Source organism: Thalassotalea sp. G2M2-11, from assembly GCF_017168195.1.
In the GTDB taxonomy this organism is placed as follows: domain Bacteria; phylum Pseudomonadota; class Gammaproteobacteria; order Enterobacterales; family Alteromonadaceae; genus Thalassotalea_E.
On record NZ_JADNYL010000004.1, the window covers coordinates 215,900 to 229,950 of the forward strand.

Sequence of the window (14,051 nt, forward strand, 5' to 3'; positions counted from 1 at the left end):
GCGCAATCTTAGTAACTCGGCTAGTGCCTTAATCATTGTTGTCTAAATCGCTATTGTCGTATACTAGCGAGATAACTCAAAGAAATTTAGACCTGTGCATCATACATTCGCCTTATTTTGTTACCGTTTAGTGTTGTTATTACTATTACCTATAGTGTTGCTTCTACTCGTTGCTCGTTCAAAGAATCATCCTGAGTATCGTCAACGTTTAAATGAACGCTTAGGCTGGTTGAAAACGCCGTTTTCGCCAAATGGTATTGTTATTCATGCAGCCAGCGTGGGTGAGGTAATTGCGTTAAAAGCATATATTGAAAAAATTTTGCAGACCCAGCCTGAGTTACCTGTAACGGTAACAACATTTACGCCAACGGGCTCTGCACAAGTGAATAAGTTGTTTGCTAATAGAGTACAACATTGTTATTTACCACTCGATATTTGGCCTTGTACTTGGCTATTTCTTAACGCGTTAAAGCCTAAGGCTTTAGTGTTAATGGAAACTGAATTATGGCCTAACTTAATTGCTCAATGTCAGGCGAGAAACATAGGTTTGCAGTTAATTAATGGCCGCTTGTCTGATCATTCGATGAAAAGTTATCGTAAACTTAACTGGTTGATAACCCCTTGTTTGCAACGCTTTGATAAAATATTGACGCAAAGTGATGACAATAGAGAAAACTTTCTTCGCTTGGGCGCACTACCAGAACGATGCCTGGTCTCAGGAAACTTGAAATATGACATACAACTGAGTGATGAAGTCATCGCTAAAGCGCAAGCATTAAAAAACATGGTGCCTGAAACAAGAAAGGTGTGGTTGGTTGCCAGCACTCATCCGGGGGATGAAGAATTAGTGCTATCGAGTTTTAAGGCGCTTAAACAACAGCATGAAGCATTGTTGCTAGTGCTTGTGCCGCGCCACCCTGAGCGTTTTACACAAGTATATGAATACAGTGTTGAACAAGGGTTTAATACCATAAAACGTAGTGAGAAACTCACGGTTGAGAATCATCATGATATTTGGTTAATTGACACTTTAGGTGAGTTATTAGCCCTGTGTGATCTCGCAGATATTGTCGCTATGGGAGGAAGCTTCTCTACTATCGGCGGACATAATCCGTTAGAGCCAGCGTTATTTAAAAAAGCCATAGTGGTTGGTCATGATATGAGTAATTTTAAACAAGTGATGGCACAATTAATTAGCGCGGGAGGCATCAAGCAATTATCGACAACATCAAGGTCCTCTTTTGCTCAAGTAGTTGAACAATTGACGCTAGAAGTTAATGACTTATTAGCTGATCACCAAGCGCGACTAACCCTTGGTCAACACGCCTATCAAGTAGTGCAAGCTAATCAAGGGGCGAGTGAATTATCAGCTCAGGCATTAAGGTCTTTATTAGCCACAAAGCAATAGTTTCAATAACATTAAGCGAATAATTGTCGTTAACTTAATTCTGGGTAGTGCTCTTTGAGTAAAAGACTAATTTTATCTTTTACTTGGCTAAAGGTGATTGCACGCATTAGTTCGCTGCCTTTGGCGCGGATCCCCCAAGGTAGTTCCTCGATAGGGGCATTATGTTGCTGTTCGATCGCTTCTTTATAGCAGCTCACCACATAATTTTGATATAAATAAGGGCCTGTGCGAGCAGGGTTAGAATGTGCATATAAGCCAATGACCGGCGTACCAACGGTGACTGCCATATGTGCGGGACCTGTATCTGGGGCTATTACTAGATGTCCAAGTTGTAGTATCGCCAGTAATTGTTTCAGTGATGTTTTACCAACTAAGTTAAGTAATTCATGCTGACTGCGGCTGGTGATTTCTTCTGCCAATAATTTTTCATGCGTTGTCGGGCCACCACAAATAACGACATCAAAGCCAAGTTCAATCAAATAATCCGCTGTTCTAGCGTAGCCTTCACTGTGCCAATTACGTTCTGCTTTACTGGCAGAAGGGGCAATAATGGCGATAGGCCTGTGACTATTCACTGCTTCACTTGCCCATAAAACATCTTCATCACTGATGGGCATATGCCAAGTAGGCGGTTCTGTTTTAATACCTAATGCTTGAGCAAAGCCAAGGAAACCCTCTAACACATGAGGGCTTTTGAGAGGCGCGACTTTTCTATTGGTAAAAAGCCATTGCCCTTCTTTCGCGCGAAAATGATCAAAGCCTATTTTAACTTTCGCTGGCACACATAAACTAGCGAGGCTGGCTCTTAATGCCACTTGCATATGCAGTAACACATCAAATTTTCGCCCTTTTAATGTCTGGCGTAAATCCTGATAACCTCTCAAGCCCGCCTTTTTATCAAATACGATAAATTCAACACCTGGTAAGCCCTTTAATAATGCGGCTTCAATTTTACCAATGATCCAAGTGATTTTGATCTGCGGCCATTGGCGTTGGATTTGCTGCACCATTGCCACGGCATGACAAACGTCACCAATCGCTGACAAGCGTAAAATACATAAATTATTTGGCTGAGTTAATTGACCCGACTTCAAGTAATCACCACAATATAGACAAAGAATGATATTAAAAACTAGGCGCTATTATCTTGAACTCCTCAGCAATTGTAAAACCTTGTCAGCAAAAAGTTTTTCAACAAGATAATTTATATTGTGTTTATGAGAGCAAATTGCTTAAAAATTTTCACCCACAAGTGTTTGTACCTGATTATTGGCAAGCTCAGCAGGCGATTGAGGGAACGGCGCAGGGAAGAGGCACGACTTACTTTATTAAACAGGGTAAACATCACTGGGTATTAAGGCATTATTATCGCGGAGGTCTAATTGGCAAACTAGTAAATGATCATTACCTGTTTACTGGTAATCATGCGACTCGTGCGGCAAGAGAATTTGCTTTATTAACACAATTGCGTCAATTAGATTTGCCTGCCCCTAAACCGGTGGCCTTTTGTGTTAGGCGATCTGGGGTAAGTTATCAAGCGGATATTATTACTGAGCGTATTGAACAAGCCAGAGATTTGGTGGCATTGCTGAGTACTGAATCTTTATCACCTGAGCTATGGCGAGATATAGGTCGCTGTATTCAAGCATTTCATCGCCACGGAATATATCACCATGATTTAAATGCTCACAATATATTAATCGATAATGACAATAAGGTTTGGTTAATCGATTTTGATCAAGGTGAGCAACGAAAACCTGCACAACATTGGCAGCAGCAAAACATGGATAGACTGTTACGCTCGTTTAATAAGGAAAGTAAAAAACTTGCTCAGTTTTATTGGCAGGCAGATAACTGGCAACAATTGATGGAAGGTTATTTGAGTTAAATAAGTGAAATTTTCGGCGTGTATTTGAAAATTACACGCCGAAAACCAGCTAACTAGGCGGCGTTCAACGCATTTTTATGGCGCTGTTGGTACATGCTACGCGCTTCTAAGAAATCGTTCATCGCTGATTCGGTGATATAAGGACGTAATAATACTAAAATTTTCAAAACCCCATCAAAGAATACTGAATCGTTAATTTCGGTGTTTTCGTTTTGCGTTTGATAAAAGCTTAACCAGAAGGTGTTAATCAAGCGCAAAATACTGACGATATCGGCTAGCTCATCATCTTCAAAAGTCATCATATCTGCTTCACGCAATGAAATGAGCATTTCACTTAAACGTTTTGAGATAGTGTGTTGAACTTCAACGTATTTTTCATGTAGTAGTGGGTTTTTTGCCAGTAGTACCGGTAAATTTGCGTAGAAAAAGCGAAATTTCATTAATGCCTGAAATACTGCATCCATGTAGAGAATGATGGTATCAAGCGGCTTTAATTCCGGACTTACCTGCGGGAAAGTCTCTAATAACAGGTTACGGGCATATTCTTCATAGATCGAGAGAATAATGTCTTCTTTATTGCGAAAATGATAATAAAGATTGCCGGGGCTAATACCTAAATGAGCAGCGATATGATTAGTTGTAACGTTTCGCTCACCTTGTTCATTAAATAACTCGATACTGGCTTGAATTATTTTATCACGGGTCTTCATGCTCTTTTTAATTTCCGCTTAATTAGACAGTTTGTTTATCATACTATCAAAATTCACCTGATTAAAACCTTTTTCGAGTAAATACTTTAACGTATCTGGCACTAACATAGTTGTCTTTCTACTAAGCTCGCCATTACAATGGTGATTATTGATAGATGAACTAAGTAAAAATAATGTCAGTTAAAGCTATTTATCCTGGAACTTTTGATCCTGTGACCAATGGTCATACCGATTTGATTGAACGCGCTAGTCAATTGTTCACTCATGTTATTGTTGGTGTTGCCGCCAGCCCCAGCAAACAACCACGATTTGATTTAGCACAGCGTGTTGCTATGATTGAAGAAGTTACCAAAGAGTTATCTAATGTTTCTGTGGTGGGGTTTAGCGGTTTATTAGTCGATTTTGCGAAAAAGAATAAAGCGAATGTGTTGATTCGTGGGCTGCGAGCAGTATCGGATTTTGAATACGAGTTTCAACTGGCCAATATGAACCGTCGGTTATACCCTGAACTAGAAAGTGTCTTTTTGACACCTGCCGAAGAAAACTCGTTTATTTCTTCGACCTTAGTGAAAGAAGTGGCTTTACATCAAGGGGATGTCAGTCAATTCGTCCATCCAGTGGTTAAAGCGGCGCTTGAGCAAAACACTGCTTAATGGATGGTAAATAGGATCAAGTAACAATAATTAATGAAAATGGATATTGGAGAGGGAAGCAATGAAATACATTATGATAATTATTATCGCCATAACGCTTTTGTTTGGTTGTGCGACTAACCGTTTGACTACCGAAGAAAAAAATACTGCGATACGTGATTATATTACTAATCACCCGTTAACTAGCGTGAGTAAAATTACCTCATTTCGCTTTCATGGATGGCAAAGCATTAGTGATGACTTCTTAATTATTTCATCCTCTCCGAAACATCGTTACTTAATTGAACTGGGCGGATTTTGCCGAGATATCAGCTGGACTCAATCAATCATTATTAATCGCGACCATAGTTCAAGCTTATATGCCCGTTTTGATTCAATTTCTAGTATTAATGCCCCTGAAATTGAATGTATGATCAAAACTATTTATCCGCTCGATAAAGCACAATATGATGGTATTCAAACGGTTATCCAGCCAGCTGAGACGACTGAGTAATTCAAGGGCCGTTAATTCGTTTGGCAGCTTGGGCAAAACACTGAGCTGCGGTTACTTTGCCTAACTTCTTCTAGCGGTGTTTGACATTGAACACAGGGTAAGCCAGCGCGACCATACACCATTAGCTCTTGTGCAAAGTAGCCGGGTTTACCATCTGATTGGGTAAAGTCTTTTAAGGTGGTGCCGCCTTGTTTAATCGCTGCTGCTAGCACGTCTTTAATGGTATCGGTTAAGCGATTAAAGCGCGATTCGCTAATAGTGCCAGCTAAACTGGTCGGTAAGATAGCGGCTTTAAACAAGGCTTCATTGGCATAAATATTACCGACACCGACCACCACTTGATTATTCATAATAAAAGTTTTGATTGGCACTTTTCTATTTTGCGCTTTATTAAATAAATATCCGTGGGTAAAGTCATCGCTTAATGGCTCAGGGCCAAGCTTAGTTAAAATGCCTTGTTCGTCAATATGTTGTTCAAACCATAACACGGCGCCAAAACGTCGTGCATCATTGAGCCTGAGGGTTTTTCCGTGAGCAAATACTAAATCAAAATGATCATGTTTTTTTAACGCCACGCTTGATTCAACCACGCGAATTGTACCTGACATACCTAAATGTAGCACTAAGGTGCCACTGGCAAACTTAATTAATAAGTATTTTGAGCGCCGTTCAACTGCTTCAACTTGTTGGCCTGTTAATTGTGCTACCTCATCGGGAATAGGCCAGCGAAGTTGCTTTTGGCGTACCACTACATCAGTGACTTGTTGGTGTAAAATATGGGGTGTTATCCCTAATCGGCAAACTTCAACTTCAGGTAATTCAGGCATAATATCGGCTTTTTACAGGCTAAGGTGATGGATACGTTGAACAAAGGCTTGGGCAAAGCGTTCGGCTGAGTGTTCATCCATATTAAAATACAGTGAAGGCTCAATCAATTCTGCTTCCATTAAGGCAAATTGTTCATTATCGCGCACAAAATCAACCCGAGCATACAGTGGCATTTGATGTTGCTGACTGATCGCATGCAGGCAGTGATCGGCTTGCTCCAATAATTTTGCTTCTGGTGTGATGGTTTTAAGTTGTCCGCCATGCTCTTCTTGTACACGAAAATCATCTTGTTTTGGGGTTTTTAAAATGGCATGGCTGTACTGGCCATTAAAATAAAACAGTGAGTACTCACCCTCGTTGATAATACTTTGCATAAAAGGCTGGATCATAAAATTCCTTTGCTCAAATGCTTGGTTGATTGCTGGCAGCATTTCGCTAACGTTTGCTTGATTGAGCCAAAAGGTATTATCGGCATTGGCACTAATTCGTGGTTTTAAAATCAGTTGTTGGCAGTTTAACTTTTTGAAATATTGAATTAAATCATCGGTAGATTTGGCTTGACCAGCGAGACGTTGATGCCAGAGCGTTGGCACTAAATTTACCCCGTTATCGGCAAGGTCTTTTAGGTAGATTTTATCAATATTCCAGCGAACAATTGCAAGGTTGTTCTCTAGATGAGCTGTTGATTGTTCTATTTCTTCGAGTACTTGCAAAAATGCCGTAGCATCATCTTGATAATCCCAAGGCGTGCGGATAATGACGGCATGGTAGTGATCCCAATTAATATTTTTCGCTCGCCAAGGCACGGTTTCTGTTTGCCAGCCCAAAGCTAACATAGGTGCATCAATTAGTGCATCGTAGCTTTCAAAGTCGTCCAAACAATCCATAGACAAAATAGCGCATAACTTCATGAAAATACCTGCTCAGGAATAAGTTGTTGATATAGTGGTAAAGGTAATTGATACCATTGAGATTTTTGCTGATGATATATTAATAATTGCTGATCATCGACAAATAAACTGATTACCACAGGACGGGCCTGTCCGGCTAATTCAATGGTAATGGTCAAACCAAGCTGTTGATCAATATGAGCTTGTTCAGGGATTTCGGCGGCAGATAATTGCTGCCATGAACGCATCATTTGTGCTAATGCTTGGCCGGACAAATGGTTTGGTATGGCGCGCCATGTATTGCCAATGCGTTCAATTTTTATTTGTTGATTAATCGTTAAGGTTAACATAACCGCATTATCACCAAATATTGCTTGCGAAGCATTATCTGGCTCATTAGCAGTAAACACATTTTCATGGGTGGCATTAATTAATAATATAAACCCCATTACGCCAAAGATGATGATATTGTTCCAGCCAGCACGGGATAACTTGATCATGGATGTTAATCTTACTGTTGCGAATGAGCTGTTAAAATACCATAAAGCGATAGGGGGATCATCGGCTTGTTGAGTTACCCGTAGAAAATTAGACATTTTCACCCGCGATTCATTACACTATACGCTCTGACAATAATAATAGGTGTTGCGATGAAACATAGCTTGATCAAATCAATTGCCCTGAGCCTGAGCGTATTTTACGCAGGCCTTAGTGGTGCATTTCAATTAACTGCCAGTCAGCAATTTGAACAATTAATCAAAGAGCATTGGCAAACGGCAAACAAAGAGCAGATTTTTTTTCGTAAAGACCCTGATGCTTTTCGTATGAATGGACATTTGCCTGAGATGTCGCAGCGTGGTCGTGATCGTCGGGAGCAATATAATGCCTCATTATTAAAGCGTTTAGAAGGCATTAAGCTAGAGGATTTGAGTGATGAAGAGCAGATCACTTACCGTTTATTTAAGTATGAACGTCAAGCCGAAGCAAAAAGCTATCAACAGCTTGATCATTTTTATCCGTTAACCTACTACAGTGGTTTTCACAGCTATTTTGCTGGCGCACCTGCCAATATGTCATTCTTAACAAAACAAGATTATGACAAATATTTGATCAGCCTGGCGGATTTTCCTCGCTATAACCAAGAGCACATTGTCGATTTAACCGCAGCCATTGAAGCCGGACATGTGCATTATTGTGAAAGTTTTAAAGGGTATGAAAAGAGCATCAGTAAACATATTGTTAGTGATGTGACTAAAAGCGCATTTTATGGTCCTATTGCCAACTTTCCGGCCAAATTTTCTGCGCAAGATAAAGCGTATTTTACAGAAAAAGCGACGGCACTGATCAAAGAAAAAGTGATCCCTGAGTATCAGAAGTTTTATGATTTTTTCACTGAAGAATACATGGCTAATTGCCGTAAAACAGTGGGTATTAGCGCATTACCTGGCGGCAAAGATTATTATCAATATTTGATTGAATTTTATACCACAACAGGCATGAGTGCCGATGAGATCCATCAATTAGGGCTTGATGAAGTCAAGCGTATTCGCCAAGAAATGCAGACTATTATTGAGCAAGTTGGTTTTAAAGGTGATTTTAAATCCTTTATTGAATATTTACGCAGCGATGAAAAATTTTATACCACAACTGAACGGGATCTGCTGGAAAAAGCTAGCTATATCACGCGTAAAATGGCGGCACAATTACCTAAATGGTTTTCAGTGTTGCCGCGTCAAACCTTTGATATCAAACCAGCACCTAATGGCGGCGCCTATTATGTCGCTTCTGATGGCAGTGGCACAACATCAGGTACTTACTTTATTGATACGCAAGATCTCAAAAGCCAACCGCTTTATACGTTAGAAGCATTAACTTTTCATGAAGCTGAGCCAGGTCATCATTTCCAAAGTGCTATTGCCCAAGAAGTGGATATGGCTGAATTTAGAAAAACCTTATACCACGCGGCTTATGGTGAAGGTTGGGGCCTTTATTCAGAGCGTTTAGGGAAAGAGATTGGTTTTTATCAAGACCCTTACAGTGATTTTGGCCGTTTAACTTATGAAGCATGGCGCGCTTGTCGTTTAGTGGTTGATACGGGTATGCATGCTAAAGGTTGGTCACGTCAGCAAGCGATTGATTACTTAGCCGATAACACTGCCTTAAGTATGGCGGATGTGATTGCTCAAATTGATCGTTACATTAGCTGGCCTGCGCAGGCATTGTCATACAAAATTGGTGAGATCAAAATTCGACAGCTAAGAGCGCTGGCTGAAAAAGAATTAGGCGATAAATTTAATATTCGCTTGTTCCATGATCAGTTATTGAAAAATGGCTCGTTGCCGATGGCGTTGTTAGAAGAGATCACTAAAGACTGGATCAAACAGCAAAAAAGTTAACCGATACAAGATATTTTAACCGAAAAAGCAGGCTAATTGATGCCTGCTTTTTTATGCACAGCCCCTAGAGTGTGTTGACACTAGAGGTAAAGATTAGCGTTCAACAGCCTTAAGAGCTTCGATTAATTTTTGTTTTAAGAGCTTATCGTCATCAGCCTGAAAGCCTTTGTGTTTATATATTATGTCACCATGGTGATTGATAATAAAAGAGTAAGGGAGCACAGTGGCCTGATAGGCTCTGGCAACTGTTAAATCTTGATCATATCCAACCGCTAACGTGATATTTAGTCTTTTGAGAAATGACACCGCCTGTTGTTCATTTTCATCAACATTTATCGTTAATATTTTTAATTTCTTTGGAAATTGGTTTTGCCACTGCTCGAGCATAGGTAATACTTTTACACAACTGGGACACCAAGATGCCCAGAAATCCAGATAGACGACTTTACCTAGAGAATTAGATAATTTGATGACTTGACTACCGTTAAGCTGAGGTAGTGAAAAGTCTGGAGCTTTTTCTCGGCTATGGGCGATGTTACCAATCATTAGACTGGAAATAATAAGCAATCTAATTAGGTTTGAGTTAAAACACATAGCTTATACCTAAAGTGATAGCATTAGAGGTGGTAAACTGCAGGGCACCATCGAGGTTTTTGTCGACGGGAATACGCCCACTAAGGTTTATTGCGAGATTGTTTTCGAAGCGATACTGTATACTGGGGACGAAATCCAGCCACTCGCCGCCAGTATTGGGAATGTCATTGCCGGCACGTTGATCGGCTGAAGTTGTGCGATATCTTAACAGAGCAACAGCCCCCCAGTTTTCTTGCATAGTATAACTTATACCTACAGAGGCATTTGTTTCGTCGCCTAATTGATATTGTCGATCATTTTCCCTGTTATCACTGTAATTAGCTGATATAAAGGCTTGTAATTGACCGGCTTGATCAAATCTATAACTGCTGCTAAACCAAGCAAGCGAACTGTACGCACCACTCCCCGGTTGCATATCTTCCGACACGATAAAGCCATTGCGCATTACATCATTTGCACCGGTAGGAAATTTGATGCCAAAGCCTAATGATAATTGCCAAGGAGACAGTAAGCTCATGGTGACGGGGGTATATTTTATTAGTAACAAGCTATCACCTAGTCCAGAAGTATGTATTTTACTGTTGTTACTGGAGCCTATTTGTCTTTTATGGCTTATATGACTGATCATGCCTGTGATTGACCAATGTTCGTCAATGCCATAATCCAGCTGACTAATAATGCTATTGCTCACTCTTTCTCTGAAAGTTTCATCATTAACTTGTTGCGAGCCCGAATATAAATCGTTGATCTCATGGTATTCGTAGTTAATCGATAGTAGCCAACTCTGAGCGTTTACATTTGTGGCGTTCATACTATTTAATAAAGGTACGCCAGCACAACTACAGGTTGCAGCACCTGTGAAGGTGCTAAAACAAGCCATGCTGCTGGTGATAAGTAATTTTTTGATAGGCATCATGATCAATAGATACTCGTTTGTGGAAAGAAAGAGGCCCAGGCATACCAATATGCCACGTAGCTAAACGGTATATTTAATCGATTGTTTTCTCTCGGGCCAGAATGTGCGATACCATTGATATCCCACATGTTTCCTTCTTGATCTGACATAATAATTGGGTATTGGCCATACTCAGGTGTAAAGGTCAGCATAGTCCCATCGCTGAGTTGATTGTGAAAAGCTACCGCCATTTTTTTATCACCGCTGCCGGCTATAGTGATCTGCTCGCCACCCACCTCGATCGTGATAAGTTCATGATCTGCCATTAATAGGTCAATTACAATGGCGATATATTCGTCGCCAACATTTATGCCTAATACTCGTTCTTTTTTGTGTAATCTATCGTCATCTTTGTTGTTTACATTAAAGAGCAAGTTATTATCGGTGCGAAAACTACCGTAGGGGTAAGCTTGATAATCGCGACTAAAGCCTTGATTCTCGTCTAGGACTTGGGCATTCGGGTACATAGTTTTGAATTGCTCCCAAGTGGTTTCAAATGTAGTTAACTGATTTGCCTGAGTGCCTGATTTACTGCCGTTAGCTGATGTCATGAGCATTTGAGGCCAATTGCTGTCAGTATTTCTATCATATAAGATTAAGTTAGAATTATAGAGTAAACCTGATACGCCAAATTCGGTGTCACCGGTTTGACTGTCAATTGCCCAAGCCATGGCGGAACCGGTTAAAGGGCAATAGCTTAAGACAAACTTATTACCTGCAACGCTGTCATTAACGATTTCATGCCAGTCTAGCACCTTATGAGGATAGCCCTTAATTTGTCCTTGATAACTGATGCCGATAATGAGTTCTTGGCTGTCGATGTAGTTTAGCTGCTCTGCGGGTGTAAATTGCGGCGAGTCCAGTGATGGAATACCGTCCTTACCAGGCCCACCATCCATTAAGTAGTTAGTATTAATAGCCCATTCAGTGGAGTCATTGCCACCAGTTGAGCTATTATTGTTAGTATTACTACTGCCTGATGAGCCACCACCACAAGCTGTAATGACTAGGATGCTAGTGCATAAAAGTAAACGAGCAAGCATAACTCCTCCGCTCTTGGTTGATTTTTATACAATGACCCTGATAGGTTACAAGTTATTTCAATATAGGTAGCAATTTTTAGCTTTTACAATTGAGAAAATTGCACAAAGCTATGATTAAAAACAACTAAATCGTTTTCGATTAGCATTCACTCTTTATTTCGGTGTAGAGGGCTTGGCAGTGGGACGATAGCAAATTAATTATATCAATTGATGCTTTTAATCAAAGTGAATGGTTTTGCTGTCACAGGTGAGTAGTTCTGCTTTCACTATATCTGCATCATTAGTTAGGGTGATGCGCCCTATGCCACTGCCGTTATACAGTTGATCTTGTTTATTGGCGTCAGGTTTTCGCACGATTATTTTCATCCGTCGTCGTTTTGTGAACCAGTTAAGTGGTGAATACGGGGCATAAAGGTAACGATTTAGCGTATCTAGCCATTGCAACAAGCCTGCTGGAAATTCATTTTTAATCCCGCTGCAGGTTACTTGCACTATTTTAGAACTATTACGACGAAAACGATGAGTAACATCATAAACAAAGGAATAATGGACATCGCCCGAGAGAATAATAAACTCAGGTGGTGTTTTGATATGGCGAAAAATATTGAGTATGACATTGGCTGTGCCTGAATGCGCCATCCAGTTTTCCGCATCTACCATCAAAGGTTGACCAAAAAACGTAAAAATCTTTTGAATGGTTTCGATCATCTTAACCCCGTAAATTGGGGCGGGAGACACTAAGATCACCCGAGGTTCGTTGATTAACTCCTGCTGCATTTCTGTTAATGCTTCCCAATCCATCAACCCTGAAGGTTTTGATGCCCGACTCTCTGAACGCCATCGTTGGGTTCGGGTATCAAGTACGACTAATTTAGGGGTTGTTGCTAAGCTATAGTGCCAATCTTGCCATGCTAATAACTGTTCAATTAACTGATCTTGTTCTATCAGCGCTTGTTCATTAAACCAATCATTACTTTGCTCCATTAATGAGGCAAATTTTTTCGGTTGATTACCCCAGCCTTGGCATAACCAATAACTGATCAATGAGTTACCTATGATGCGCTTGGAAAATGGATGACCATAAGCAGCTTCTTCCCAGCCGCGAGTTAAATTCCAATCGTCGGTGATGTCATGATCATCAAATATCATATAGCTGGGAATATGCGCTAATGCGCGCCTGACGCTGGTTAGCCCCTGCACGAATTGCTTAATAATGGTTAATTCATCTTGATATTGTTGTTGATAGTCATCGGGAATATTGGTGCCAGTAAAATCAATAAATTGCCATAGCTCAGGTGACCACACAAGTAGGTACATGGCAATGTTTTCAGCAAAAGTGACTAAGTGATTTTTAGCATTTACTGAGGTAAAAATCGGTTTTTTGCTGGCGGCAAACAGTTTCTCATACACCGCTTTATTGGCCTTGGTACGAGGAAGTAATTTGTCACGTTGATAATAGCAAAATTCACTGGCTAGCAGGCTGTCAGTGTTATTGACGACAGCTCCTTGCCAGTTTTCTGTATGCAGCCCCAGCAGTTCAATAACTTGATGAATGGCAACCAGCATAGGTCCCGCTACATCATCAGCGTAAACCTGATCACCCGACATCATCACTAAGGATGGGCGTTGCTCCGCGCTAAAACCATCAGTGGCTAGTAGTTGATCGATTTGTACCAAGCCATCACCACTTTCAAAGTGCGGTTTGCGACAAGAGCCATGCAGCATATTGTCTATATTTTTAGAGATTTTAAAACTTGGTAACTTTTCGGATGAATAGACAAGATCGGATAACACCTCGGTTAATTGATAGTGATGTTGCTGATAGCTTAAGGCTAAATCGTAGTAAATCAGTGTGTTATCGGGTAATGCTTGTTTAACATTAATGGAAATACATTGAATAAATGCATTTCTTCCTACTGGGATTACCTTCACTTGCTCCGTTGTTAAGGTTTGCTCAAATAATGGCGTTAACTGTTGATCAAACAGTGAAACAGTAATTTGGTAGGGTTGAGTGGTCACACACCATAGGGTGACGTTATGGTGATCAACATGGCGAACAAGTGGCCCTGCAACAATAGGAGGTAAAGAAGACAATGTTATTATAATGCTTATTATTGTTAATTTATTGTAATTAAAGCAGTGTATACACAGGCAGCTTGGCTTTCAATAGTTAAGCCGTTGTTAGTGGCCTAA

14 protein-coding genes are annotated in these 14,051 nt (G+C 40.4%); 5 read left to right on the forward strand and 9 right to left on the reverse strand.

Annotated elements, in window-relative coordinates; translation table 11 throughout:
• Positions 1-94: 94 nt before the first annotated feature.
• Entirely contained in the window at positions 95-1,408 is a 1,314-nt protein-coding gene (gene waaA / locus IV514_RS14890) for a lipid IV(A) 3-deoxy-D-manno-octulosonic acid transferase (RefSeq protein ID WP_206486079.1), read from the forward strand.
• Between the two features lie 29 nt (positions 1,409-1,437).
• Here the strand turns inward: waaA and IV514_RS14895 are convergent, their stop codons facing one another.
• A complete protein-coding gene (locus tag IV514_RS14895) occupies positions 1,438-2,418 on the reverse strand; it encodes a glycosyltransferase family 9 protein (RefSeq protein ID WP_206486313.1) in 981 nt (326 codons plus the stop codon).
• Positions 2,419-2,555: 137 nt separating this feature from the next.
• On the opposite strand from IV514_RS14895, the gene IV514_RS14900 reads away from it, so the two are divergent.
• Positions 2,556-3,296: a 3-deoxy-D-manno-octulosonic acid kinase gene (locus IV514_RS14900; protein WP_241242395.1), complete on the forward strand. Its 741-nt coding sequence runs from the start codon at positions 2,556-2,558 to the stop codon at positions 3,294-3,296.
• Positions 3,297-3,349: 53 nt separating this feature from the next.
• Here the strand turns inward: IV514_RS14900 and IV514_RS14905 are convergent, their stop codons facing one another.
• Positions 3,350-4,006 carry a TetR/AcrR family transcriptional regulator gene (locus tag IV514_RS14905; protein ID WP_206486080.1) on the reverse strand — a complete coding sequence of 219 codons (657 nt, stop codon included), beginning with the start codon at positions 4,004-4,006 and terminating at the stop codon, positions 3,350-3,352.
• A 173-nt stretch (positions 4,007-4,179) separates the two neighbouring features.
• Here IV514_RS14905 and coaD point away from each other — a divergent pair, with 173 nt between their 5' ends.
• Positions 4,180-4,659, forward strand: coding sequence for a pantetheine-phosphate adenylyltransferase (gene coaD / locus IV514_RS14910; protein WP_206486081.1), 480 nt, complete (start codon positions 4,180-4,182; stop codon positions 4,657-4,659).
• Between the two features lie 61 nt (positions 4,660-4,720).
• Positions 4,721-5,152: a DUF6491 family protein gene (locus IV514_RS14915; RefSeq protein WP_206486082.1), complete on the forward strand. Its 432-nt coding sequence runs from the start codon at positions 4,721-4,723 to the stop codon at positions 5,150-5,152.
• Positions 5,153-5,163: 11 nt separating this feature from the next.
• Here IV514_RS14915 and mutM read toward each other — a convergent pair whose 3' ends face one another.
• From mutM to IV514_RS14930, 3 genes are read right to left on the reverse strand one after another with little or no spacing between them, the layout of a single operon-like run.
• The gene (mutM, locus tag IV514_RS14920) at positions 5,164-5,979 is read right to left on the reverse strand and encodes a bifunctional DNA-formamidopyrimidine glycosylase/DNA-(apurinic or apyrimidinic site) lyase (RefSeq protein ID WP_206486083.1); all 816 of its coding nucleotides are present in this window, start codon (positions 5,977-5,979) and stop codon (positions 5,164-5,166) included.
• A 12-nt stretch (positions 5,980-5,991) separates the two neighbouring features.
• Positions 5,992-6,891 carry a hypothetical protein gene (locus tag IV514_RS14925; protein WP_206486084.1) on the reverse strand — a complete coding sequence of 300 codons (900 nt, stop codon included), beginning with the start codon at positions 6,889-6,891 and terminating at the stop codon, positions 5,992-5,994.
• Positions 6,888-7,466 (reverse strand): hypothetical protein, encoded by a 579-nt coding sequence (locus tag IV514_RS14930; RefSeq protein ID WP_206486085.1) that lies wholly within the window; start codon positions 7,464-7,466, stop codon positions 6,888-6,890. The genes IV514_RS14925 and IV514_RS14930 overlap by 4 nt, the downstream gene beginning before the upstream one ends.
• Before the next feature lie 54 nt (positions 7,467-7,520).
• On the opposite strand from IV514_RS14930, the gene IV514_RS14935 reads away from it, so the two are divergent.
• Entirely contained in the window at positions 7,521-9,266 is a 1,746-nt protein-coding gene (locus tag IV514_RS14935) for a DUF885 domain-containing protein (RefSeq protein ID WP_206486086.1), read from the forward strand.
• Positions 9,267-9,359: 93 nt separating this feature from the next.
• On the opposite strand, the gene IV514_RS14940 is transcribed toward IV514_RS14935, so the two are convergent.
• The 4 genes from IV514_RS14940 to IV514_RS14955 all read right to left on the reverse strand — a co-directional run bounded on the left by IV514_RS14940 (position 9,360) and on the right by IV514_RS14955 (position 13,952).
• Positions 9,360-9,812 carry a TlpA disulfide reductase family protein gene (locus IV514_RS14940; protein ID WP_206486087.1) on the reverse strand — a complete coding sequence of 151 codons (453 nt, stop codon included), beginning with the start codon at positions 9,810-9,812 and terminating at the stop codon, positions 9,360-9,362.
• 37 nt (positions 9,813-9,849) lie between these two features.
• The gene (locus tag IV514_RS14945; protein WP_206486088.1) at positions 9,850-10,776 is read right to left on the reverse strand and encodes a transporter; all 927 of its coding nucleotides are present in this window, start codon (positions 10,774-10,776) and stop codon (positions 9,850-9,852) included.
• A gap of 2 nt (positions 10,777-10,778) precedes the next feature.
• Positions 10,779-11,858, reverse strand: a complete 1,080-nt coding sequence (locus IV514_RS14950; protein WP_206486089.1) for a DUF3179 domain-containing protein — start codon at positions 11,856-11,858, stop codon at positions 10,779-10,781.
• 216 nt (positions 11,859-12,074) lie between these two features.
• Positions 12,075-13,952: an alkaline phosphatase D family protein gene (locus tag IV514_RS14955; RefSeq protein ID WP_206486090.1), complete on the reverse strand. Its 1,878-nt coding sequence runs from the start codon at positions 13,950-13,952 to the stop codon at positions 12,075-12,077.
• Between the last annotated feature and the right edge of the window lie 99 nt (positions 13,953-14,051).